Origin of the sequence: Microlunatus spumicola, from assembly GCF_039536445.1 — a bacterium.
Taxonomy (GTDB): Bacteria; Actinomycetota; Actinomycetes; order Propionibacteriales; family Propionibacteriaceae; genus Microlunatus; species Microlunatus spumicola.
Genome location: NZ_BAAAYR010000005.1, coordinates 110,396 through 133,552 on the forward strand (window position 1 = coordinate 110,396; position 23,157 = coordinate 133,552).

Sequence of the window (23,157 nt, forward strand, 5' to 3'; positions counted from 1 at the left end):
CCGGGCCGTGGCGGACCGCGAGGTCGACTGGCCGGGCTACCTCGCCGACTTCCACGCCCGCCGTACGGGCGTGGTCGAGGATGTGCTGTCCCGGGCCCTGCGCGCCGACCACTCGCCCTACCGCTGGCTCGCCCGCGCCGTGTCCGCCGACGCCACCGTGGTGCTCGACCTCGCGTCGGGCTCGGGACCGGTGGGCCGTGAGCTCGCCCGCCCGGGCCGTACGGTCGTCGGGCTCGACCTCTCGACGGAGGAGCTGCGGCTCGCCCGCCGGCGCGGGGCGGGTCCGCTCGTCCGGGCCGACGCCCGGGTGCTGCCGTTCCGCGACGGTTCGGTGGACGTCGTCACCAGCGCGCTCGGGCTCGTCGTCGTCCAGCCGCTGGCGACCGTGCTCGCCGAGGTCGTCCGGGTTCTGCGGCCGGGTGGCGTCCTGGCCGCCATCGCGCCCGCCGTACGCCCCCTGGCCCCGACCGACGTGCGCCAGCTCGGCGGGCTGAACGCCCGGCTCCGCGCCCGGCCCCGCTTCCCCGGTCCGATCGAGCGCGGGGGGTTCCGCCCAGCGCTGCAGGAGCAGGGCCTGACCGTCGTCGAGGACAAGCGCGAGCGCTACCGCTACCGGGTCACGACGTCCGACGACGCGGCGCTGCTGCTCTCCGCCCTCTACCTCCCGCACACCCCGCCCGCCCGGGTCGCCTCGGCGCTGGACTATCTGAGCGAGACCGCCGAGCGGCGCGGGCCGGTCGACATCGCGATCCCGGTGCGCCGGCTCGTCGCCATCAAGTAGGTCGGCCTTCGGTCGGAATAGCCCGGTCGGACTCGTGGTTTTCACCACCAAGCCCGCGACGGACGTCGCGTGAGCCCAAGACGTGGAGGAGCAAGAACATGGCGACCGTCGAGATCAACGCCGACAACTTCGAGCAGACGATCAGCGACAACGACATCGTGCTGGTCGACTTCTGGGCCGACTGGTGCGGCCCGTGCAAGCGCTTCGGCCCGATCTTCGAGAAGGAGTCCGCCGAGCACGGCGAGATCGTCTTCGCGAAGCTGGACACGGACGCGAACCAGGCCCTGTCGGGCTCGCTCGGCATCGAGGGCATCCCGACGCTGATGGCGTTCCGCGAGGGCGTCCTGGTCTTCAACCAGGCCGGCGCACTGCCCGGCCCGGCCCTCAAGCAGGTCGTCGACGCCGTCAAGGGCCTCGACATGGCCGAGGTGCACAAGCAGGTCGCGGAGCTCAAGGAGCAGCACGAGGGGCACGAGGGGCACGAGGGGCACGACCACTCCTAGGAGTGATCGACCCCCGGGGGCGTCGCGCCGGCGGCAGGATCAGCCGGCGTAGCCCTCGACCACCTCGATGAACGCGGCCGCCGCGGCGTCGACGTCGAGGTCCAGCGCGACGTCGATGACGGGCCAGGGATCGCGGTCCAGGGCCTCCTGGTCCTGCGCGTCCGGCCGCTGGTCGACGATCGTCTGGCCGCGACCGATGCCCGAAAGGTTGACCCGGACGGGCAGCGGCACGGTCGTGAACAGTTCCGGGTGCGTGAGGATCACGAGCGCACCGGCGTCCCCGAGGACGCCGACGTAGTCCTGCTCGAAGCCCGCCGCCCGCGTGCCGCGCCGGTGCAGCAGCTCGCCGGCCGCGCGGACGACGGGACGCGGGTCCTGCGTCCAGCGGTCCGCCACCGGCTGCGGGATCAGCAGGCGGTTGAACACGTCGAGCCCGTACATCGTGACCGGCAGCCCGGACTCGACCACGCAGGTGGCCGCCTCCGGGTCCTGCCAGACGTTGAACTCGGCCACCGCGGTGACGTTGCCCTGCGAGGCCGAGCCCCCCATGAACACCAGCCGCTCGAGCCGTGCGGCCACGTCGGGGTGCAGGGTCAGCAGCATGGCCACGTTCGTCATCGGGGCGAGGCTCACGAGCGTGACGGGCTCCTCCGACGCCAGGATCTGGTCGCGGAGCAGCTCGACCGCGCTCTCCGCGGTCGGCGTCCGGGTCGTGGGCGGTAGCTGCACGCCCGCCAGGCCGTCCTCACCGTGGAACAGGCCCTCGGGCCGCATCCGCTCGATCAGCGGCTTCGTCGCCCCCGCGGCGACCGGGACGCCGTGCGCCCCCGCGACGTCGAGCACCTTGAGGGTGTTGTCGACCACCTGCTCCAGCCCGGCGTTGCCGGCCACGCAGCTGACGCCGCGGAGGTCCAGGCCCGGCGACCCCACGGCGTAGAGCAGCGCGAGCGCGTCGTCGGTCCCGGTGTCGACGTCCAGCACGATCGGTCGAGGCATGCGGCCATCGTCCCAGGGCGGCTAGCCTGTGGCGCCGGCCCCCATAGCTCAGGGGATAGAGCAGAGGTTTCCTAAACCTCGTGTCGCAGGTTCGAATCCTGCTGGGGGCGCCGCGGCCCGGGCGTCGTACGACGACCGCGCAGCACGTCGAGCAGCTCCGGAAAAATAAATCCGGGCACCGAGCAATCCAGCGGGCGGGTGCGTCCGAACCCTTGTCGATCGAGCGTGACGGCGCTCGTTCGGGGGGATCGACCACGTGTCAGAACGTGCTGCGTGCAGCCCTTCCGGAAGGAGCTCCGATGCTCCAGCGAACCACCCGACCCACGTCCTCCGGCGTCACCGCCCGCGCCACCGCGCCGGCCCACGACCTCTGGTTCGCCCCGCCCCGCGCCCGTGTCCGGCAGGAGCCGCTGAGGCTCGTCCCGCCCCTCGTCGCGCGGCCCGAACGGGTCGAGGACCCGTACGGCGACGCCGAGCCGGCCGAGCTGCCCACCATGTCCGACGCCGAGCGTGCGGTGATGGACGACCTGTTCCGCCAGGCCTCCCGCCTCTCCGCCGTCGCCGCGTGGGTCGGCGTCGCGGTCGTGATGGCCGTCGTGGCCCTGCTCGTCCTGCGGTAACCCGTCCCTCTGGTCCCCCGGCACAGCTGCCTCCCGCCCGGCTGGGTGGGAGGCAGCTGTGTGCGGTGGGCGTGACGCGCCGGCTCCCGCGACGTCGGCTGGGGGCGGCCTTCTGGGGAGAGACGCCGGACCGCTCAGGGCTCGAGCACGTGCCGGAGGTAGCGGTGCGGGTCCTGGAGGTAGGAGCGCCAGTTCGCGACGAGCACGAGGTCGTCCCAGGTCGTCTCGCGCAGGCCCCACTCGCCGACCTCGAGGATCGTCGCCCCGGGCAGGGCGGCGAGCACGGGGGAGTGGGTGGCGCAGAGCACCTGGGCGCCCTCGGTCCGGCCGAGCTCGTGCAGCCGGCTGACGAGCACCAGGGTGGACGAGAAGGACAGCGCCGCCTCGGGCTCGTCGAGGCAGAAGAAGCCGGGGTGGCGGAAGTACCACTCCATGGCCTCGAGGAACGACTCCCCGTGGCTCATCTCGTGGTAGCCGGAGGCGCCCGCCTCGGTGGCCAGGTAGGTGAAGAAGCCGTGCATGGTCTCGGCGCGGAGGAAGAACCCGTTGCGCGTGCTGCTCACGCCGCGGACCAGCCGCAGCCGTTCGTGCAGGCCGGACTCCGACGCGTACGTCCGGTGCAGGGACTGGCGCTCGCCGCCCTCGAGACCGAGACCGTACGCGCCCGCGACGCCCTCGATCAGCGTGGACTTGCCGGAGCCGTTCTCCCCGACGAGGAACGTGACGCCCGCCGCCAGGTCGAGCCCGTCGCGCAGGACCTGCGCGACGGCCGGGACCGTGGCGGGCCAGGCGTCGGACGGGCCGTCGTCCCGGGCCTCGACGCGTCGGACGGGGCGGGTGTCGAACGGCACCCCGGCGGGCGCGGTCAGCGGGAGGTGATGTTGACGAGCCAGGGCACCCCGAACTTGTCGGTGCACTGCCCGAACTCGTCGCCCCACATCTGCTTCGCCAGCGGGAACAGGACGGTGCCGTCCGTCGACAGCCGTTCCCAGTAGCCCCGCAGCGCGTCCACGTCGTCGCCGCTCAGGCTGACGGTGATGTTGTCGCCCGGCGTCAGGTCCATCGAGGCGGGGACGTCGGAGCACATCAGCGTGAAGCCCATCGAGGTCTCGAGCTGGCCGTGCATCACGTCGGTCGCCTCGGTCCCCGGCGGCGGTTCGCCGAACTCCCCGAACGTGCTGACCGCGGTGTCCCCGCCGAACACCGAGGCGTAGAACTCGAGCGCCTCGCGGGCCCGACCACGGAAGTTGAGGTAGGGGTTGAGGCGCGAGGCCACGGCAGTCTCCTTCGGTCGCCGGCGGTGCCGACCACGGTAGACCCGCGTCCGCGCGTCGGGGAAGAGCACGGCTGCCCCGCCCCGTACCCTCGTCGCCATGCGGCAACCCGGGGCGCTCAGCCGCACCGTGCTCGCCCTCCTCTGGCTGGTCCTCGGCGCCGCGATGGTCGCCGTCTCGGTGTGGGTGGGCTGGACGCGCGGCCGCGTCGTCCTGAACGGGCACCCGGCCGCGGTCGTCCTGGTCCTCCTCACCGCGCTGCTCGGGTTCGTGGCGGTCGCCTGGGCCGTCGCGTCCCTCGCGATCGGCGACCGGCTGGACCGCGAGGTGGACCGCGAGGGCGACGACCCGGAACGCCCGGTTCGGCGTACGCGCGCCCAGCTCGAGCGACGGGCGCGGCTGCGCATCCTGCTGGCCGTGCCGGCGCTGGTGCTCGCGCTGCTGGCGGTCGTGCTGCTCGGCTACTCGCGGCCGTTCGCGGCGCAGCCGGACGCCCTGGCGGCCATGCGGACCGAGAACGGCGTACGGATCGTCGACCGGGTCACCTGGTACGAGCTCGTGCCCAGCCTCGAGGACGCGCGGGGGACCGCCGTCCGTCCGACGACCGGGCTGATCTTCCTGCCCGGGGCCCGGGTGGACCCGCGGGCGTACGCGCCCGAGCTGCGCCGCGTCGCCGAGGCCGGCTACCTCGTCGTCGTGCTCAAGGAGCCCTTCGGCTTCTCGATCTTCGACCGCGACCACGCCGCGAAGATCATCGAGAACCATCCCGAGGTCGGGCACTGGGCGGTCGCCGGCCACTCGCTCGGCGGCACCGTGGCGGCCTCCTTCGCCGAGGGCGACCGCCGGGTCGAGGGGCTGCTGCTGCTCGCCTCCTACCCCGCCGCCAGGATCGAGCGGACCGACCTGCGCGTCACCTCGGTGTCCGGCGACCGCGACGGTCTCGTGACGCCCGAGGACGTCGACCGGTCCCGGGCGAACCTGCCGGCCAGCACCACGTACGTGGTCGTGCCCGGCGCGTCGCACGCGAGCTTCGCCTCCTACGGTCGTCAGCCCGGCGACGGCACGCCGACGGCCGACCCCGCCGCCGTCCAGGAGCAGGTCGCGGGCGCCACGGTCGACCTGCTGAAGGCCATCACCCCCGAGCCGAAGTAAGCGGACCGGCCCGTCCTTCCTTAGGATCGGGTGCCATGAGCGCAGAGGGTCTGGAAGCCGCCCGCAGCAAGATGTCCGAGGCCGGGGTGCAGCCCCAGGCCATCGAGGTCTTCACGCACTACTACCACCAGCTGGAGGAGGGCGTCACCGGGCTGATCCCCGAGGACAGCATCGAGCCGCTGACCGACCCGCCGATGCTGAGCGACGTCGAGGTGAGCCCCGAGCAGGCCGCCGAGGCGCTCGGCAAGACGGCGATCATCAAGCTCAACGGCGGCCTCGGGACGTCGATGGGCATGGAGAAGGCGAAGTCGCTGCTGCCCGTGCGCGGCGACCAGACCTTCCTCGACCTGATCGTGGAGCAGGTCCGGGCGGCGCGGGTGACCTACGGCGCGCGCCTGCCGCTGCTGTTCATGGACAGCTTCCGGACCCGCGAGGACACCCTCGCGGCGCTCGAGAGGTACACCGACCTGCCCGTCGAGGGCCTCGAGCTCGACTTCGAGCAGAACCTCGAGCCCAAGCTCCTCACCGCCGACCTCACGCCGGTCGAGTGGCCCGCCGACCCGACGCTCGAGTGGTGCCCGCCCGGCCACGGCGACCTCTACACCACCCTGGAGGGCTCCGGGGTGCTCGACCGGCTGATCGAGCAGGGCTATGCGTACGCCTCGGTCTCGAACTCCGACAACCTCGGTGCGGCGCCGGACGCGACCATCGCGGGCTGGTTCGCGGCCAGCGGGGCCCCGTACGCCGCCGAGGTCTGCCGGCGCACCCCGGCCGACCGCAAGGGCGGCCACCTGGCGATCCGGAAGTCCGACGGGCGGCTCATCCTGCGCGACACCGCGCAGACCGCGCCCGACGAGATGCACTTCTTCACCGACGAGCACCGGCACCCGTTCTTCCACTGCAACAACCTGTGGTTCGACCTGGTGGCGGTGTCGAAGGTCCTCAAGGAGCGCAAGGCGGTGCTCGGCCTGCCGCTGATCAAGAACGTGAAGACCGTCGACCCGGCCGACGCGTCGTCGCCCGAGGTGGTCCAGATCGAGAGCGCCATGGGCGCGGCGATCGAGGTCTTCGCCGGTGCCACCGCGATCGGCGTGGGCCGTGAGCGCTTCCTGCCGGTCAAGACGACGAACGACCTGATGCTGCTGCGCTCCGACGTCTACGACGTCACCCCCGAGGGACGGCTCGACCGCGTCACCGACCCGGCGCCGCTGGTCGACCTCGACTCGCGCTACTACAAGACCATCGCGAAGTTCGACCGCCGCTTCCCCGAGGGCGTGCCGTCGCTCCGTCGGGCCGCCAGCCTCTCGGTGGAGGGGAACTGGACCTTCGAGCGCGACGTCACCGTCACCGGTGCCGCCCGGCTCGTCGACCGGGGCGAGCCCAGCACCATCACCAGCGGGACGGTGCTCGAGGGCTGAGGGCGCACTCGTCGCCCCGACGGTGCTCCCGGGCCGTCGGGCCCGGCAGCGTCACGCCCGCCCTAGGCTGACCGCGTGGCCGAGACGCTGACGTGGCACCAGGCCCTCGTGTTCGCCGTGACCGGCGAGCGGCGGCCCGGGCTCGGGCGCCAGGCGCAACCCGACCTGGACGTGGTGGTGGCGGCGCTCGGCGACGCGCAACGCGGGGCGCACCCGGTCCCGGCTGACCTCGTGGAGGGCATCGGCCCGGCCCAGCTGGCCGCCGTGCTCACCGCGCTCCGGGCCCGGCTGGCCGCCTCGCAGGCACGACCCGTGCTCGCCGAACGTCCCCCGGACGCCGCGGAACGCCGGCTCCTCACCGACGTCCCGCCGCACCACGGGTCCTGACGGGGCTCAGCGCTGGTCGGGGACCTGGCCGGGGGTCGGGCTGCCGGCGGCCTGCGACCGCATCAGGTCGCGGATCTCGGTCAGCAGGTCCTCGGAGGTGACGGCCGGGGCCGACTCGGCCTGGTCCTGCTCCTTCTTCAGCCGCGCGCTGACGCGGTTGTAGGGGATCACCACGAGCCAGTAGACGACCGCCGCGGTCAGCACGAAGGTCAGCAGCGCGGTGATGAACGCGCCCACGCTGATGCCGCCGACGGACGTGTCGCTGAAGTCGGGCACGCCACCGAACTTGCCGATGATGTCCGTGATCATGGCGGTGAAGGCCTTGACCACGGCCGCGAAGGCGGTGCCGATGATGACGGCGACGGCGAGCTCGACGAGGTTGCCCCGCATCAGGAAATCGCGAAAGCCCTTCATGTTTCCTCCGGGAGGGTTCGGGTAGCGGGCGCTGCCGCGCGGCACGCTAGCAGCCGGGCTCACGACCAGACGACGGTCAGCCCACCGCTCGCCGCCGCGCGCGCCAGCGCCTCCACGTCGGCGTCGGCGACGTCGAGGACGACGAGCGCACCGGTCGCGGTGCCCTGCTCGTCCGGGTCCCGCGCGGGCACGGTGACCACCCGGACCCGGCGGGCCACGGTGCTCGTCGCCCCGCCGTCGGCGGCGGAGGCGATGACGTCGACGAGGTCGCCGGGCTGCAGGAGGAGGGCGACGTCGGCGTCGGCGAGGCGGACGGGGGCCAGGGTCCGACCCGTGGCCGCAGCCGTCGTGTCGGTCGCCAGGGCGGTGGTCGTCAGCACCTGGTGCCGGGGGAGGGGAGCCGCCAGGCGACGCCCCACCAGGTCCGCCGGGTCGCCGACCGGCCCGTCGGGCAGGCCGTCGGTCGGGAGGTCCACGACCTCGAGGTCGTCGGCCGTCAGCAGGACGCCACCCGACAGGGGCGTCCGGGTCCGGACCACGGCGGTGGTGGGTGGCGCCGGGGGCGCCACCGCCGCCAGGCCGGTCAGGACCGTCGCGACCGCCGCCAGGACCGCCAGCTTGCGGCGGTGCCAGGAGGTCGCACGGGCGAGGTCCCGCAGCAGGCTGCGGCGGCGGTGGGGTGCACCGGGACGGGAGGCAGGGCGAGCGCGCACACCTCAGTCATAAGGACGCGGGGCCCGTTCGTGCCGGTCGTCCCCAGAGGTCAGCTGCTCGAGGAGGAGCCTGTGGACGAGCTCGACGAGCCGGAGGAGGACGCCGCGGCCGGCTTCGCGTCGGGCTTGGACCCGGTGGAGCCCGAGGAGGAGCCGCCGTCAGCCGACTTCTTCTCCGAGGAGCCGGACGACTCCTTGCCCTTCGACTCGCTGCCCGACTCGTTGGACGAGCCGCCGGAGGAGCCCTCCTTGGGCCGGGAGTCCGTGCGGTAGAAGCCGGAGCCCTTGAAGACGACGCCGACGGCGTTGAAGACCTTGCGCAGGGAGCCGTGGCAGGTGGGGCACTCCGTCAGGGCCGGGTCGGTGAACTTCTGCACCGCCTCGAGGTCGGTCCCGCACTCGGTGCAGCGGTACTGGTACGTGGGCATGGGGCTCTCTTCGTCGTCGTCGAGCTGGTCTTGCTAGCACTCAAGGATATCGACTGCTAACCCATTCCCGTGCCTTCGGCCTCCGCTCCGCTCCGGCGCGGATCGCGCTCGAACCCGATGTCTTCCTCCTCGTTCGCGAACGGAGAAGCGTGTTCGCTCTCTCGTCGTCCAGACACCGGCGCGCGATCCGGTGGTGGTGGGGTCGACCACCGCCGGCCGACGGGCCTCCGCCTGGACGGAGGGAGCACGACAACGCTTTCCTTCGTGCGAGCGAGGGAGGAAGGCGGAGGGTCAGAGCGTCGGACGCGCCGGAGCGGAGCGGAGGCAGAAGATAGGCGCGTGCACCGCCTCCGCCGTTGGCTCGTCTACGCCCTCGTGGTGGTCGTGCTGGTCGCCGGCGGCCTCGTCAGCTTCGGCACCGCCACCGTGCGCAGCCCGCTGCCGCAGCTCGAGGGCGAGGTCACGCTGCCCGGGCTGAACGGCCGGGTCACCGTGCTGCGGGAGGCGTACGGGGTGCCGCAGGTCTACGCCGACCAGCCCGAGGACCTCTTCGAGGCGCAGGGCTACCTGGCGGCCTCCGACCGCTTCTTCGAGATGGACGTCCGTCGGCACGCGGCCTCCGGCCGGCTGGCGGAGCTCTTCGGCGCCTCCCAGGTCGACGCCGACACCTTCGTGCGCACGGTCGGCTTCCGCCGGACCGCCGAGCAGGAGCTGGCGCTGCAGTCCCCGTCCACCCGGCGCTACCTCGACGCGTACGCCTCCGGCGTCAACGCCTACCTGCGCGGGCGGGACCCCGGCGAGATCTCGCTGGAGTACAGCCTGCTCGAGGCGCGCGGGGTCCGGGGCGCCCCGGAGGAGTGGACGGCCGTCGACTCCCTGGCCGTGCTCAAGGTCTTCGGCTGGCAGCTCGGGTCGAACGTCAACGAGGAGCTCGGGCGGGCCCTGACGGTGGCGGCGGTGGGCACCGACCGCGCCGACGACCTCACGCCCGCCTACCCCCTCCGCGGGCACGAGGCGATCGTCACGAGCGGCGCGGTCGCGGGCAAGGCGTTCGACCCGGACGCGTCGCCGTCGATGTCGGCGCCGGGCGGCCCGAGCGGCGCGGCCGTGCCCGCTGCGCAGGACGCCCTCGTCGCGGCCCGGCGGGCCCAGGCGACGCTCACGGGGCTCTTCGGCTCGGGCGACGGGCTGGGCTCGAACTCCTGGGTCGTGAGCGGCGCGCACACCGCGAGCGGCGCCCCGATGCTGTCGAACGACCCGCACCTCGACACCTCGATCCCGTCCCCGCTGGCCCAGGTCGGCCTGCACTGCACGACGGTCGGCCCGGCGTGCCCCTTCGACGTCAGCGGCTTCTCCATCACCGGCATCCCGGGCGTCGTCATCGGGCGCAACCCGTCCGCGGCGTGGGGCCTGACCACCAGCTACGCCGACGTGGCGGACCTCTACCTCGAGGACGTCGTCGACGATACCGTCCGGGTCGGCGAGACCTTCGGCCCGCTGGCCGTGCGGACCGAGGAGCTCCGCGTCGCCGGCGAGGACACCCCGCGCACGATCACCGTCCGCTCGTCGCGGCACGGTCCGCTGCTCTCGGACTCCAACCCGCCCAGCGCGGCCGCCGGGCAGGTCCCCGGCGCGCCGAAGCCGTACGCGGTCGCCCTCGCGTGGACCGGCTCGATCCCGGGCCGGACGATGGACGCCGTCCTCGGGCTCGACGTCTCGACGAGCTGGACGCAGTTCCGCTCGGCCGCCGCGCTCCTCGGCGTCCCGTCGCAGAACCTCGTCTACGCCGACGTCCACGGGACCATCGGCTACCAGCTCCCGGGGCAGGTCCCGCTCCGTCGTGCGGGCGACGGCCGCGCGCCGGTGCCCGGCTGGGACACGACGTACGACTGGGACGGGCTGATCCCCTTCGCGCAGCTGCCGTACGCGAAGGACCCGGCGAGCGGGGTGATCGTCGCCGCCAACAACCAGGTCGTCGAGCGCTACCCGTACGTCCTCGGCTCGGCCTACTCCTACGGCTGGCGTAGCCAGGCGATCCACGACCGCCTCGACGACGCGCGCGACCTCACGCCCGCGACGGGCGAGCAGGTCATGTACGACGACCGCTCCGTCTTCGCCGCCGACCTCGTGCCCGACCTGCTCCGGATCCGGGTGGACGACCCGTTCGTCCGCGAGGGCCAGCAGACGCTGGTGGGCTGGGACTACCGGATGACGGCGGACTCCGCCGCGGCCGCCTACTTCGCCGTCGTCACCCACGACCTGCGCAAGCTCGTGCTCGCCGACCAGCTCGCTCCCGAGCTGTGGCCGCAGGGGGACGACCAGTGGTTCGCCGCCCTCGACCAGCTGCTGCGCCAGCCCGACAACCCCTGGTGGGACGACGCCTCCACCCCGCAGGTCGAGCACCGCGACGACATCCTGCTCGCCGCGCTGACGCTCGCCCGCAAGGAGGCGACCTCGCTCATGTCCCGCGACCCGGCGGCTTGGCAGTGGGGCCGGATCCACCGGGTCCGGCTGCAGAACCCGACGCTCGGCAGCAGCGGCTTCGGCCCCGTCGAGGCGCTCTTCAACCGCGAGGACGACGCCGTCGGCGGCGCGGGCACCACGGTCAAGGCGCTCGGCGCGGACGACTCCGAGGGCTACGGGGTCTCCTTCGGGTCGGCCATGCGGATGGTGGTCGACCTCGGCGACGTCGACGGAGGCCGCTGGGTCAACCAGAGCGGCGCCTCCGGGCACCCCTTCGGGCCCTACTACGCCGACCAGGCCGAGCTCTGGGTCGCCGACCGCACCTGGCCGATGGTCCTGACCCGCAACGCCGTCGCCGCCCGGGCCGAGCACGCGCTGGTGCTCAAGCCCGACGGCTGAGTCGTGAGGGGGGACGACCCCCCACACCCCCCGATGACCTCCACTCGCTGGCGCTCGCGGAGCTCGGAACCCGCGTGCCGACGGGCGCGCCGCTCGCTAGACTGGGCGCCAGCAGGCGTCGACCCGGCCATCACCGGCGAGCCTCCGGAAGAACGGGCCGAGCAGGCGGGCCCCAGTAGAACCGGACGGGTGGGCCCGTGACAGCCCGTACGAGCGGGCGGCCGCGCAGGTGGGCCGTCAAGCGGGGTGGTACCGCGGCGCGTCTCTCCGGGTCCGGAGGGCGTGTCGTCCTCGTGTCCGAGCAGGCACGAGCACGACGAAGGAACCCCGGCATGACGTACCCGAAGCAGACCACCAGCCCCGCGACCGGCTCGGGCGCGCGGGTGCCGTCGAGCCCCGACTTCCCCAAGGTCGAGGAGGGCGTGCTGGCCTTCTGGAAGGCCGACGACACGTTCCGGGCCTCGGTCGCGCGCAACCCGACGGGCGCGAACGGGGCGAACGAGTTCGTCTTCTACGACGGCCCGCCCTTCGCCAACGGCCTGCCGCACTACGGCCACCTGCTGACCGGCTACGTCAAGGACGTCGTGCCGCGCTACCAGACGATGCGCGGACGCCACGTCGAGCGCCGCTTCGGCTGGGACACCCACGGCCTGCCGGCCGAGCTCGAGGCGATGCGCCAGCTCGGGCTGAAGACCAAGGCCGACATCGAGGAGCTCGGCGTCGAGAAGTTCAACGCCGCGTGCCGCGAGTCCGTGCTGCGCTACACCGACGAGTGGCAGGCCTACGTCACCCGCCAGGCCCGCTGGGTCGACTTCGAGAACGACTACAAGACCCTCGAGCCCGACTACATGGAGTCGGTGCTGTGGGCGTTCAAGACGCTCTACGACAAGGGCCTGGTCTACGAGGGCTGGCGCGTCCTGCCCTACTGCTGGAACGACGAGACGCCGCTCTCCACCCACGAGCTGCGCATGGACGACGACGTCTACCAGGTCCGCAACGACCCGGCCGTGACCGTCGGCTTCCGGCTCGAGACCGGCGAGCTCGCGCTCATCTGGACCACGACGCCGTGGACCCTGCCCAGCAACCTGGCGATCATGGTCAGCCCGGAGATCGACTACGTCGTCGTCGAGTCGGACTTCACCGGCACCACCGAGCGCTACGTGATCGGCGAGGCGCGGGTCGCCGCGTACGCGCGCGAGCTCTTCGGCGACGCCGCCAGGGAGAAGGACTTCGACTGGCGCTCCCGCGTGGTCGAGCGCCTCACCGGTGCGGACCTCGTCGGGCGCTCGTACGCGCCGCCGTTCTCCTACTACGCCGGCCAGCCGCGCGCGCACCGGATCGTCGTGGCCGACTTCGTCACCACCGACGAGGGCACCGGGCTGGTGCACAGCGCGGGCGCCTTCGGCGAGGAGGACAAGGAGGTCACCGACCGCGAGGGCATCGAGGCGGTCATGCCCGTCGGGCCGGACGGGAAGTTCACCTGGCCCGTCGAGGAGTACGCCGGGATGCTCGTCTTCGACGCGAACCCGCACATCATCGACGACCTCAAGGCCGTCACGCGCGACCCCGCGACCCCGGTCGGCAGCGTCACCGCGGGCACGGTGCTGCTGCGCCAGGAGTCGTACGCCCACTCCTACCCGCACTGCTGGCGCTGCCGGAACCCGCTGATCTACAAGGCGGTCTCGAGCTGGTTCGTCGAGGTCACCAAGATCAAGGACCGGATGGGCGAGCTCAACTCCCAGATCACCTGGGTGCCCGAGCACGTCAAGGACGGGCAGTTCGGCAAGTGGCTGGCCGGCGCCCGCGACTGGTCGATCAGCCGGAACCGCTACTGGGGCACGCCGATCCCGATCTGGGTCTCGGACGACCCCGCCTACCCCCGGACCGACGTCTACGGCTCGATCGCGCAGCTGGAGGCCGACTTCGGGGTCGAGGTGACCGACCTGCACCGGCCGTTCATCGACGAGCTCACCCGGCTCAACCCCGACGACCCGACGGGGAGGTCGCGCATGCGCCGGATCGGGGACGTCTTCGACGTCTGGTTCGACTCGGGCTCGATGCCCTACGCGCAGGTGCACTACCCGTTCGAGAACGCCGGCTGGTTCGAGCACCACTACCCGGGCGACTTCATCGTCGAGTACATCGGGCAGACGCGCGGCTGGTTCTACACGATGCACGTGCTGGCCACCGCGCTCTTCGACCGGCCCGCCTTCTCGAGCTGCATCAGCCACGGCATCGTGCTGGGCAGCGACGGCGCCAAGATGAGCAAGTCGCTGCGGAACTACCCCGACGTGAGCGAGGTCTTCGACCGCGACGGGGCCGACGCGATGCGCTGGTTCCTCATGTCGAGCCCGATCCTGCGCGGCGGCAACCTGGTCGTCACCGAGCAGGGCATCCGCGAGGGCGTCCGCCAGGCGATGATCCCGCTCTGGAACGCGTACTCCTTCTTCACCCTCTACGCCAACGCGGCGAACGGCGGCGCGGGCTACGAGGCCAAGGAGAGCCGCGACTCCGAGCACGTGCTCGACCGCTACGTCCTCGGCAAGCTGGACGCGCTCGTCGCCGACGTCACCGCACGGCTGGACGCGCTCGACGTCGCGGCCGCCTGCGACGCGGTCCGCGGCTTCGTCGAGGTGCTGAGCAACTGGTACATCCGCCGGTCGCGCGACCGCTTCTGGGACGGCGACTCCGAGGAGTCGCACGCCGCTTTCGACACGCTCTTCACGGTGCTCGAGACGCTCACGCGGGTCGCCGCACCGCTGCTGCCGCTCGTGACCGAGGAGGTCTGGCGCGGGCTGACGGGCGGACGTTCCGTGCACCTGGCCGACTGGCCGGCGCCGGCCGACGCGGTCGACGGGGCCGAGGCGCTCACGGCGGCGATGGACCGCGTACGGGAGGTCTGCTCGACCGGCTCGGCGCTGCGCAAGGCCGAGGGGCTGCGCGTACGCCTGCCGCTCACCCGGCTGACGGTGGTCGCGGAGGACGCGGCCGCGCTCGCGCCGTTCGCGGACCTGGTCCGCGACGAGCTGAACGTCCGGGCGCTCGACCTGACGTCGTCGACCGACGAGGGCGCCGCGTCGTTCGGGGTGCGCCAGGTGCTGCAGGTGAACGCCCGCGCCGCCGGGCCGCGGCTCGGCAAGGCGGTGCAGCAGGCGATCAGGGGCAGCAAGAGCGGCGACTGGTCGGTCGACGACGCGGGCGTCGTCACCGCCGGCGGCATCGCGCTGGAGGAGGGGGAGTACGCCCTGGTCACCCAGGTGGACGAGTCCCGCTCGGGCGGTCACCAGGCGGTCTCGATGCTGCCCGGCGGCGGGTTCGTCGTCCTCGACACCGAGGTCACGCCCGCGCTCGCCGCCGAGGGCCTCGCCCGCGACGTCGTCCGGGCCGTGCAGCAGGCGCGGCGCGAGGCCGGGCTGGACGTGAGCGACCGGATCGCCCTCGTCCTCGGCGGCGACGACGACGTCCGGGCCGCGCTCGAGCAGCACCGCGACCTCGTCGCCCGCGAGGTGCTCGCCGCCAGCCTGGAGGTCGGCGCCCCGCTCGGCGCGGAGGCCACCACGGCGACGGTCGGGGTCGACCAGAAGGTGCAGCTCACGGTCCGCCGGGCCTGAGCTTGCGTGGCTACACTTGTGGCTACGACGAGCGGCGGAGGACGCCATGGGCCAGGTCAGCGTTCGTGAGGCGCGGAACAACCTCTCGCAGCTCCTGCGCGACGTGCAGGACGGCGAGGAGGTCGTGATCGCGAGCCACGGCAGGCCGGTGGCGCGGCTGGTGCCCATCAGGGGCACCACCGGGCACGACCTGCTGGCGGCGCTCGACGCCGCGCCCCGCCGAGGCCGACGGCGCAGCGCTGCTCAGATCGACGTGGCGATCCAGGAGCAGCGGGACTCCTGGGAGTGATCTACCTCGACTCGTGCCTCGTCATCTACCTGGTCGAGCCGGAGTCCTCCGCGCACGCCGGGGTGCGGGCGGCCGTGGCCGGAGCCGGCCAGGCGTCGCTGGCCGTCTCCGGGCTGGTGGTGATGGAGTGTCTCGTCGGCCCGGCGCGCGACGCGGACGAGGGTCTCCGGGACGACTACGAGCGTGCCTTCGGGGCGATGGCGCTGCTGCCGCTGACCCGTCCGGTCTTCGAACGCGCTGCGCTCCTGCGCGCGGAGCACCGCCTGAAGACCTCCGACGCCATCCACCTGGCTGCGGCGCTCGAGGGCGGGTGCGACGAGCTGTGGACCGACGACGACCGGCTCAGCCGGGCCGCTGGGTCGTTCGCGCGCGTGGTCGGCCGCTGACCACCCGCTGATTGCGGGTGGGGTGGCCCGGGTAACCATCGAACATGGCTGACATCAATCCGATCCACCTGCAGAAGGCCCTGAAGGGCGCGAGCTATCCCGCCAGCAAGGACTCCCTGATCGCCACGGCCAAGGACAACGGTGCCGACGACGAGGTCATGACCTTCCTCAACGACCTGCCGGACCGCGAGTTCGGCGGCCCGAACGGCGTGACCAAGGAGATCAGCTCCGACAGCTGAGGCTGCCGCGTCGTCGCCCGCCACCGGTGGCGCGGCGACGCCCTCGGAGCTCCCCCACGAACGGCCCATCCCACGAACGGAAGGAGCGGCCATGCGCGCCGTCACCTGGCAGGGCAAGCGGAAGGTCTCGGTCGAGGAGGTGCCCGACCCGCGGATCGAGCAGCCGACCGACGCGATCGTCAAGATCACCAGCACGAACATCTGCGGGTCCGACCTGCACCTCTACGAGACGCTCGGTCCGTTCATGGACCGCGGCGACGTCCTCGGCCACGAGCCCATGGGCATCGTCCAGGAGGTCGGCAGCGAGGTCGGCGACCTCAAGGTCGGCGACCGGGTCGTGCTCCCGTTCCAGATCTCCTGCGGCCACTGCTGGATGTGCCGGCGGGGTCTCTACACGCAGTGCGAGACGACCCAGGTCCGCGACCAGGGCTCGGGTGCCGCGCTGTTCGGCTACTCCAAGCTCTACGGGCAGGTGCCCGGCGGCCAGGCGGAGTACCTCCGCGTGCCGCAGGCGCAGTTCACCCACATCAAGGTGCCCGAGGGCCCGGCGGACGACCGGTTCGTCTACCTGTCCGACGTGCTCCCGACCGCCTGGCAGGCCGTCACCTACGCGGAGTGCCCGGCCGACGGCACCCTGCTCGTCCTCGGGCTCGGCCCGATCGGCGACATGGCCTGCCGCATCGCCATGCACAACGACCCGGGCCGCAAGGTCATCGGCGTCGACCTCGTGCCGGAGCGCCTCGCCCGGGCGAAGGCCCGCGGCGTCGAGGTCATCGACCTGAACGAGCACGGCGACGACCTGCTCGAGGTCGTGCAGAGCATGACCGACGGCCGCGGCGCCGACGCCGTCATCGACGCGGTGGGGCTCGACGCGCACGGTTCGCCGAGCGCGGCCCTGGCCCAGAAGATGGCCGGCCTGCTGCCGGACGCCGTGGCGCAGCCGATCTTCAAGACGGCCGGCGTGGACAAGCTGGCGGCGCTGTACTCGGCCATCGAGCTCGTCCGCCGCGGCGGCACCATCTCCCTGAGTGGCGTCTACGGCGGCATGGCCGACCCGATGCCGATGATGACGCTGTTCGACAAGCAGATCCAGCTGCGGATGGGCCAGGCGAACGTCCTGAGGTGGGTGCCCGACATCCTCCCGCTGCTGACCGACGACGACCCGCTCGGCGTCGACACCTTCGCGACGCACCACCTGTCGCTCGAGGAGGCGCCGCACGCGTACGAGATCTTCCAGAACAAGGAAGACGGTTGCGTGAAGGTCGTGCTCAACCCGTGAGCCGCGCCGACCTCACCGCGGCGACGCCGCTGACCAAGCTGCTCGACCGGGTCGTCGGGCTCATCGAGCACGCCGAGTTCCTCGACCAGGTGAGCGCGCCGGTCGCGGCCGCGGAGAAGGCGCTGGGGCACGCGCTGCCCTGGTGGAAGAACCTGGCGAGCGGGACCTTCCTCGGCCACCCGCTGCACCCGCTGCTGGTGACCGTGCCCATCGGCTCGTGGACGGCCGCCGCCGCGTTCGACGTGGTCGGCGACCGCAAGGGCGCCAAGCGGCTGATCGCCATGGGCATCCTCGGCGCGCTGCCGACGATGGCCACGGGCGGCTCGGACTGGGCCTACACGAACGGCGCCGAGCAGCGCGTCGGGCTCGTGCACGCCACGAGCAACTCGCTCACCCTCGGGGCGTACGCGCTCAGCTGGTGGGAGCGGCACCGTGGCAACCACGGCCGGGGCGTCGCCTGGTCCGTCGTCGGCGCGACCACGATGGGCGTCGGCGGCTGGCTCGGCGGGCACCTGTCCTACGCGCTCGGCGTCGGCGTGGACACCACCGCGTTCCAGCACACCGCGGAGGAGTGGACGCCGGCGGCGGCCGCGTCCGAGGTGCGCGTCGGCGAGCTCACGGGCGGTGACGCCGCGGGCGTGCCGGTCGTGCTCACCCGCCGCGCGGACGGGCAGGTCGTGGCGCTGGCCGACCGCTGCGCGCACCGCGGCGGCCCGCTGCACGAGGGCGAGCTGGTCGACGGCTGCATCGTCTGCCCGTGGCACCAGAGCGAGTTCGACCTGGACGGCGGGGTCCTGCGCGGCCCGGCCACCCGGCCGCAGCTGGTCTACGAGACCACCGAGCGCGACGGCCAGGTCCTGGTGCGTCGCTCCGACGAGGAGCGCACGCTGCGAACCAACCCCGTCGGCGTGTGAGCGTCCCGGCCCCGGACCGGGCCGTCGTTCGTGACCGCGTGGTCGTGACGGGCCGGGTCCAGAACGTGACGTTCCGGGAGAGCACGCGGCGTCAGGCGGAGGCGCACGGGGTCGTCGGGTGGGTGCGGAACCTGCCCGACGGCTCGGTCGTCGCCGAGCTCGAGGGGCCGCGCACCGCGGTCGACGAGGTCGAGGCGTGGATGCGTCGCGGGCCGCTGCTGGCGTCGGTCGACGACGTGGCGGTCACCCCCTCCGCGCCCACCGGCGAGGGGACGTTCGAGGTCCGCTGAGGCGTCAGCCGGCGTACGGGGGCTCGCAGTCGACGAGCCCGTCCGGCGTGGCGATGCGGTCCACCCGGCGGTCCCACGGCTGCGCCGGGATGGCCTCGAGGACCTCGTCGCGGTTGAGCAGGACGACGACCGGCGAGGTCTGCCCGGCGTGCACCAGCGCGCGGTCGTACCAGCCGCCGCCCCGGCCGAGCCGGTCGCCGTGGGCGTTCGCGGCGAACCCCGGGCACACGACCAGCTCGGCCTCGGGCAGCTGTCGGGCCGGGAGCGGGGTGGTCGTCGGCTCGAGCAGCCCGAGCGGACCGACGCGCAGCGCGTCGGGACCCTCGTACGCGGCCCAGGCCGGTTCCGGGAGGCGTCCGCCCGAGCCGTCGGTGAGCAGCGGCAGCAGCACCCGCACCCGACGGGCCGCGAGCCAGCCGACCAGCCGCAGGGTGTCGGGCTCGTCCTCCGCCGAGAGGTAGGCCGCGACCGTGTCCGGCAGCCGGTCGGCCAGCGCGGCCACCAGCACCGCGAACCGGGCCTCGTCGCCGGCGGCGCGCTCCTCCGGGTTCCGGGAGGCCCGCCGCAGCCGGACCGCCGCCCGCAGCTGCCGCTTGGCCGCCGCGAGCGCCGCCAGGTCGGCGTCGGCGCTGGTCACGCGGCCGCCCGGGGCGCGACGGGGCCGGTGGTCCGGCGCAGGATCAGGCGGGTGGGCACGACGATCGTGCGGCGGGCCGGGACGCGTCCGGCGGCGAGCGTCAGCGCGAGGTCCGCGGCCTCGCCGGCGGTGAGTGCGGCCGGCTGCGCCACGGTGCTCAGCCCGAGGCGCCCCGCGAGCGCGTGGTCGTCGAACCCGAGCAGCGACAGGTCGTCCGGTGCCCGCAGGCCCGCCCGGACCACGGCCGCGAGGATGCCGATCGCGAGCTCGTCGGAGTCGGCGGCCACGGCGGTCGGGGGCTCGGACCGCGTCAGCACGGTGGCGAGCACCTCGTCGCCGGCGTCGAGGTCGTGGGCGTCGACCACGAGCTGGTCCCGCTCGGCCACGCCCGCCTCGGCCATCGCGCTACGGAAGCCCTCGACCCGCCGGTCGGCGCTGTAGCGGAACCCGGGGTTCCGCTGGACCGAGCGCACGAAGGCGATCCGGCGGTGCCCGAGCCCGAGCAGGCCGCGGACGCCGTCGCGGGCCCCCGCGACGTCGTCGATCGCGACGCTGGGGACGCCCCGGACGCGCTGGTTGAGGTAGACGAGCGGCACGCCGAGGGTCTGCAGGCGGGTGTGCTCGGCGCCGGTGAGGGCGAAGGAGGCGACGATCAGCGCGTCGACGTTGCGCCGGGCGGGGAGCCGGGTGAAGAACACGTCCCGCTCGGCCCGGTCGCGGATCCGGAAGATCGTCAGCTCGACGTCCGCCGGCGTGAGCCGGTCGTGGACGGCGTCGATGACCGTCCCGTTGAACCAGCCGTGCAGCGGCCCCCCGAGGAGCAGGCCGATGCGGCCGAGCCGCCCGCTGGCCAGCCCGGAGGCGACCCGGGAGATGGCGAAGGAGAGCTCTTCGGCGGCGGCCGTCACGCGGGCGGCCGTCTCGACCGACACCAGGGGGGAGCCGTGCAGCGCGCGGGACACCGTGGCCACGGAGACACCGGCGCGACGGGCGACGTCGGCCATGCTCGCGTGGCTGTCCGAGGTCGGCACGCTGCCCCCTTCTCCCCGCGTACGCGGACCCGGGCGACTGTGAGCAGGATAACGGCCGGCCCTCGCCCGGGGCCTTTGCGCGAACCGTCCGCCCGTCCGTAGGCTGAACGTGCAAGCGCTTGCATCGTACCGCCGCTCGCGTCCACCCACTCCCCGCCGAGGAACCGTCGTGCCCTCTTCCGAGCCCGTGCTGCTCGCCCCGGACCCCAAGACCGACGCCACCTGGTGGCGCCAGGCGGTCGTCTACCAGGTCTACCCGCGCAGCTTCGCCGACACGAACGGCGACGGCGTGGGGGACATCCCCGGCGTCACCTCGCGCATCGGCTACCTCGCCGAGCTGGGCGTCGACGCCATCTGGCTGAGCCCGTTCTACCCGTCCGCGCTGGCCGACGGCGGCTACGACGTCGACGACTACCGCGACGTCGCGCCCGAGCTGGGCACGCTCACCGACTTCGACGCGCTGGTCGGGGCGGCGCACGCCGTCGGCATCAAGATCGTCGTCGACATCGTGCCGAACCACACCTCGGACCGGCACGTGTGGTTCCGCGAGGCGCTGGCCTCCGCACCGGGCTCGGCCGCGCGCAACCGCTACGTCTTCCGCGACGGGCAGGGCCCGGACGGCTCGCTGCCGCCGTCGGACTGGACGAGCCACTTCGGCGGGCCGGCCTGGACCCGCCTGGTCGACGCGGACGGCACCCCCGGGCAGTGGTACCTCCACCTCTTCGCCCCCGAGCAGCCCGACCTCAACTGGGACAACCCGGAGGTGCACGAGGAGTTCAAGACCACGCTGCGCTTCTGGGCCGACCGGGGCGTCGACGGCTACCGGGTCGACGTGGCGCACGCGCTGGCCAAGGACCTGTCCGAGCCGCTGCGCAGCAAGCCGGAGACGCCGGGCGTGCTGCCGACCGACGGCAGCGACCCGCTCTTCGACCGCGACGCGGTGCACGAGATCTACGCCGAGTGGCGCGCGGTGTTCGAGGAGTACGACCCGCCGCGCACCGCCGTCGCCGAGGCCTTCTCCGCGCCGGAGCGGCGGGCGCTCTACGCCCGTCCGACAGGCCTGGGCCAGGCGTTCAACTTCGACCTGCTCAAGGCCGACTTCGACGCGACCGAGTTCCGTGAGGTCGTCGAGTTCTGCCTCGCGCAGGCCGCCACGGTGGGCTCGTCGTCGACGTGGGTGCTGTCCAACCACGACGTGGTGCGGCACGCTACCCGCTACGGCCTGCCCGCGGGCACCGACCTCGACGCGTGGCTCATGACCGACGGCCGGGGCACCGTGCTCGACGAGGCACAGGGCCTGCGACGGGCGCGCGCCGCCGTGATGTTCATGCTCGCGCTGCCGGGTTCGGCGTACCTCTACCAGGGCGAGGAGCTGGGCCTGCCGGAGGTCGCCGACCTGGCGGCCGAGGTGCTGCAGGACCCGATCTGGCTCCGCACGCTGCACACGAAGAAGGGTCGCGACGGTTCGCGGGTCCCGCTGCCCTGGACGGCCGAGGGGGAGTCGTACGGCTTCGGCTCGGGTTCCAGCTGGCTCCCGCAGCCGGCCGGCTGGTCGGACGCGGCGGTCGACCGCCAGGTCGGCGACGACGCCTCGACGCTCGAGCTCTACCGCTCCGCGCTGCGCACGCGCCGCGCGCTGCAGACCGAGGAGACCCTGGATTGGGTCGAGACCGGTCGGCCCGACGTCGTGCACTTCGTCCGCCCCGGCGGCTGGCACTGCGTGACGACCTTCGGCACCGAGCCGTACGCCCTCCCCGCCGGCGTCGTCCGCGTCGCGAGCGCCCCGGTCGTGGACGGGCAGCTGCCCGGCGAGGCCAGCGCCTGGCTGACGGACTGGCCGCAGGACTGAGGTTCCGGGAGCGGGGACGGTTCGGCACCGCACAGGTGCCGGATCGTCCCCGTTGCCGTCGCAGGGTTCAGACGGCGTGCAGGTCGAGGTCCCACGGGGCGGAATGAGCGAACGGGTGTCGCCTCCGTCAGAGCGCCGGCTGGCAGTGCGGGCACCAGAAGAGGTTGCGCGCGACCATCACCGCGTGGGCGATGGGGGTGTCGCAGCGGCGGCAGGGCTCGTCGGTGCGGCGGTAGACGTAGTAGGAGTCGGCCTTGGTCGCACGGCCGGAGCGCCGGCTGCGGTCCTCGGGGTCCGTCGTGACGATCCGGCCCGCGCGGACGCCCGCCTGCATCAGCTTGATGAGGTCGACCCACATGTCGTCGAACACCGCGGGCTCGAGCTCGCGGCCGGGGATGTAGGGGTTCACGCCGTGGCGGTAGAGGATCTCCGCCCGGTAGACGTTGCCGATCCCGGCCAGCACGTGCTGGTCCATCAGCAGCGCGCCGATCGCCACGCGGCTCTTGCCGATCCGCTCACGGGCCGGCGTCGGGTCGGTCTTCGGGCGCAGCGGGTCCGGGCCGAGCGCGGCGGTGACCTCGGCCTTCTCCTCCGCGGTGACGACCTCGCAGCGCGTGGCCCCGCGCAGGTCGAGGTACTGCCCGGCCCCCTCGAGCCGGAGGCGCAGGGCCCCGCGGGGCTCGGGCGCGGGCAGCGGCCCGTCGGCGAACTTGCCGTAGAGCCCGAGGTGCACGTGCAGATAGAGGTTGCCGGAGTAGCGGTGGAACAGGTGCTTGCCCCAGGCGTCCGTGGTCTCCAGCACACGCCCGTTCAGCAGCTCCGCGCCCTCCGCGAACCGGCCCTGGGGGCTCGTGGCGACCACCTCGTGCCCTGCGAACATCGCCTTGTGGCGACGGGCCAGTCGGTGGATCGTGTGCCCCTCCGGCACCGGCAGCTCCTTCGCTCGTCGGCCTGACGAGCGCCGAGCCTAGGCGCGCCCGGTCCGGGCGCACCCCCATGCTTCGTACGCCCTCGCCGCCGCGGACGCGCGGCGGCGTCCCGCAGACCCCGGCGAGGGTCCCGAGCACGGTTCGGTGCCCGCCGT

The 23,157-nt window shown here is 73.3% G+C and carries 23 protein-coding genes, 1 tRNA gene and 1 pseudogene; 16 read left to right on the forward strand and 9 right to left on the reverse strand.

Annotated features, from left to right (window positions below; translation table 11 throughout):
- Window positions 1-7 precede the first annotated feature (7 nt).
- Window positions 8-781, forward strand: a complete 774-nt coding sequence (locus tag ABD665_RS18370; RefSeq protein ID WP_204911093.1) for a methyltransferase domain-containing protein — start codon at window positions 8-10, stop codon at window positions 779-781.
- Window positions 782-879: 98 nt separating this feature from the next.
- Entirely contained in the window at window positions 880-1,284 is a 405-nt protein-coding gene (gene trxA, locus ABD665_RS18375; RefSeq protein WP_204911094.1) for a thioredoxin, read from the forward strand.
- Window positions 1,285-1,323: 39 nt separating this feature from the next.
- Here the strand turns inward: trxA and ABD665_RS18380 are convergent, their stop codons facing one another.
- Window positions 1,324-2,280: a nucleoside hydrolase gene (locus tag ABD665_RS18380; RefSeq protein ID WP_204911095.1), complete on the reverse strand. Its 957-nt coding sequence runs from the start codon at window positions 2,278-2,280 to the stop codon at window positions 1,324-1,326.
- Window positions 2,281-2,317: 37 nt separating this feature from the next.
- On the opposite strand from ABD665_RS18380, the gene ABD665_RS18385 reads away from it, so the two are divergent.
- Together ABD665_RS18385 and ABD665_RS18390 are read left to right on the forward strand one after the other, a co-directional pair.
- A tRNA-Arg gene (locus tag ABD665_RS18385) sits at window positions 2,318-2,390 on the forward strand.
- Window positions 2,391-2,579: 189 nt separating this feature from the next.
- On the forward strand, window positions 2,580-2,900 hold the full coding sequence (locus ABD665_RS18390) for a hypothetical protein (RefSeq protein ID WP_204911096.1): 321 nt from the start codon (window positions 2,580-2,582) through the stop codon (window positions 2,898-2,900).
- A 134-nt stretch (window positions 2,901-3,034) separates the two neighbouring features.
- On the opposite strand, the gene ABD665_RS18395 is transcribed toward ABD665_RS18390, so the two are convergent.
- Together ABD665_RS18395 and ABD665_RS18400 are read right to left on the reverse strand one after the other, a co-directional pair.
- Window positions 3,035-3,751 (reverse strand): AAA family ATPase, encoded by a 717-nt coding sequence (locus ABD665_RS18395; RefSeq protein ID WP_204911097.1) that lies wholly within the window; start codon window positions 3,749-3,751, stop codon window positions 3,035-3,037.
- Between the two features lie 14 nt (window positions 3,752-3,765).
- Entirely contained in the window at window positions 3,766-4,176 is a 411-nt protein-coding gene (locus ABD665_RS18400; protein WP_204911098.1) for a VOC family protein, read from the reverse strand.
- 97 nt (window positions 4,177-4,273) lie between these two features.
- Between ABD665_RS18400 and ABD665_RS18405 the strand changes: the two genes are divergently transcribed.
- The 3 genes from ABD665_RS18405 to ABD665_RS18415 all read left to right on the forward strand — a co-directional run bounded on the left by ABD665_RS18405 (window position 4,274) and on the right by ABD665_RS18415 (window position 7,131).
- A complete protein-coding gene (locus ABD665_RS18405; protein WP_204911099.1) occupies window positions 4,274-5,326 on the forward strand; it encodes an alpha/beta hydrolase in 1,053 nt (350 codons plus the stop codon).
- Window positions 5,327-5,361: 35 nt separating this feature from the next.
- Window positions 5,362-6,744, forward strand: a complete 1,383-nt coding sequence (locus ABD665_RS18410) for a UTP--glucose-1-phosphate uridylyltransferase (RefSeq protein ID WP_204911100.1) — start codon at window positions 5,362-5,364, stop codon at window positions 6,742-6,744.
- Between the two features lie 75 nt (window positions 6,745-6,819).
- Window positions 6,820-7,131, forward strand: a complete 312-nt coding sequence (locus ABD665_RS18415; RefSeq protein WP_204911101.1) for a hypothetical protein — start codon at window positions 6,820-6,822, stop codon at window positions 7,129-7,131.
- A 6-nt stretch (window positions 7,132-7,137) separates the two neighbouring features.
- Here the strand turns inward: ABD665_RS18415 and mscL are convergent, their stop codons facing one another.
- The 3 genes and pseudogenes from mscL to ABD665_RS18430 form a co-directional block, all read right to left on the reverse strand.
- Entirely contained in the window at window positions 7,138-7,545 is a 408-nt protein-coding gene (gene mscL, locus ABD665_RS18420; RefSeq protein ID WP_204911102.1) for a large conductance mechanosensitive channel protein MscL, read from the reverse strand.
- A 59-nt stretch (window positions 7,546-7,604) separates the two neighbouring features.
- On the reverse strand, window positions 7,605-8,258 hold the full coding sequence (locus ABD665_RS18425) for an SAF domain-containing protein (protein ID WP_204911103.1): 654 nt from the start codon (window positions 8,256-8,258) through the stop codon (window positions 7,605-7,607).
- A 137-nt stretch (window positions 8,259-8,395) separates the two neighbouring features.
- A pseudogene (locus ABD665_RS18430) lies at window positions 8,396-8,686 on the reverse strand (FmdB family zinc ribbon protein); the annotation flags it as partial.
- Between the two features lie 339 nt (window positions 8,687-9,025).
- Between ABD665_RS18430 and ABD665_RS18435 the strand changes: the two are divergent.
- The 8 genes from ABD665_RS18435 to ABD665_RS18470 all read left to right on the forward strand — a co-directional run bounded on the left by ABD665_RS18435 (window position 9,026) and on the right by ABD665_RS18470 (window position 18,556).
- Entirely contained in the window at window positions 9,026-11,548 is a 2,523-nt protein-coding gene (locus tag ABD665_RS18435) for a penicillin acylase family protein (RefSeq protein ID WP_204911105.1), read from the forward strand.
- Window positions 11,549-11,880: 332 nt separating this feature from the next.
- Window positions 11,881-15,159 (forward strand): isoleucine--tRNA ligase, encoded by a 3,279-nt coding sequence (ileS, locus tag ABD665_RS18440; protein WP_204911106.1) that lies wholly within the window; start codon window positions 11,881-11,883, stop codon window positions 15,157-15,159.
- A gap of 46 nt (window positions 15,160-15,205) precedes the next feature.
- Window positions 15,206-15,448, forward strand: a complete 243-nt coding sequence (locus ABD665_RS18445) for a type II toxin-antitoxin system prevent-host-death family antitoxin (protein ID WP_204911107.1) — start codon at window positions 15,206-15,208, stop codon at window positions 15,446-15,448.
- On the forward strand, window positions 15,445-15,834 hold the full coding sequence (locus ABD665_RS18450) for a PIN domain-containing protein (RefSeq protein ID WP_204911108.1): 390 nt from the start codon (window positions 15,445-15,447) through the stop codon (window positions 15,832-15,834). The genes ABD665_RS18445 and ABD665_RS18450 overlap by 4 nt, the downstream gene beginning before the upstream one ends.
- A 44-nt stretch (window positions 15,835-15,878) precedes the next feature.
- Window positions 15,879-16,073 carry a DUF2795 domain-containing protein gene (locus tag ABD665_RS18455; protein ID WP_204911109.1) on the forward strand — a complete coding sequence of 65 codons (195 nt, stop codon included), beginning with the start codon at window positions 15,879-15,881 and terminating at the stop codon, window positions 16,071-16,073.
- Between the two features lie 91 nt (window positions 16,074-16,164).
- Window positions 16,165-17,352: an alcohol dehydrogenase catalytic domain-containing protein gene (locus ABD665_RS18460; RefSeq protein ID WP_204911110.1), complete on the forward strand. Its 1,188-nt coding sequence runs from the start codon at window positions 16,165-16,167 to the stop codon at window positions 17,350-17,352.
- The gene (locus tag ABD665_RS18465; RefSeq protein WP_204911111.1) at window positions 17,349-18,266 is read left to right on the forward strand and encodes a Rieske 2Fe-2S domain-containing protein; all 918 of its coding nucleotides are present in this window, start codon (window positions 17,349-17,351) and stop codon (window positions 18,264-18,266) included. The genes ABD665_RS18460 and ABD665_RS18465 overlap by 4 nt, the downstream gene beginning before the upstream one ends.
- Window positions 18,263-18,556: an acylphosphatase gene (locus ABD665_RS18470; protein WP_204911112.1), complete on the forward strand. Its 294-nt coding sequence runs from the start codon at window positions 18,263-18,265 to the stop codon at window positions 18,554-18,556. The genes ABD665_RS18465 and ABD665_RS18470 overlap by 4 nt, the downstream gene beginning before the upstream one ends.
- A 4-nt stretch (window positions 18,557-18,560) precedes the next feature.
- Here the strand turns inward: ABD665_RS18470 and ABD665_RS18475 are convergent, their stop codons facing one another.
- On the reverse strand, window positions 18,561-19,193 hold the full coding sequence (locus ABD665_RS18475) for a 5-formyltetrahydrofolate cyclo-ligase (RefSeq protein WP_204911113.1): 633 nt from the start codon (window positions 19,191-19,193) through the stop codon (window positions 18,561-18,563).
- Window positions 19,190-20,224 (reverse strand): substrate-binding domain-containing protein, encoded by a 1,035-nt coding sequence (locus tag ABD665_RS18480; protein ID WP_204911114.1) that lies wholly within the window; start codon window positions 20,222-20,224, stop codon window positions 19,190-19,192. The genes ABD665_RS18475 and ABD665_RS18480 overlap by 4 nt, the downstream gene beginning before the upstream one ends.
- Window positions 20,225-20,393: 169 nt before the next feature.
- On the opposite strand from ABD665_RS18480, the gene ABD665_RS18485 reads away from it, so the two are divergent.
- Entirely contained in the window at window positions 20,394-22,073 is a 1,680-nt protein-coding gene (locus ABD665_RS18485; protein ID WP_344742692.1) for a glycoside hydrolase family 13 protein, read from the forward strand.
- Window positions 22,074-22,200: 127 nt separating this feature from the next.
- Here ABD665_RS18485 and ABD665_RS18490 read toward each other — a convergent pair whose 3' ends face one another.
- Window positions 22,201-23,001 (reverse strand): DNA-formamidopyrimidine glycosylase family protein, encoded by an 801-nt coding sequence (locus ABD665_RS18490; RefSeq protein ID WP_204911115.1) that lies wholly within the window; start codon window positions 22,999-23,001, stop codon window positions 22,201-22,203.
- Window positions 23,002-23,157 lie beyond the last annotated feature (156 nt).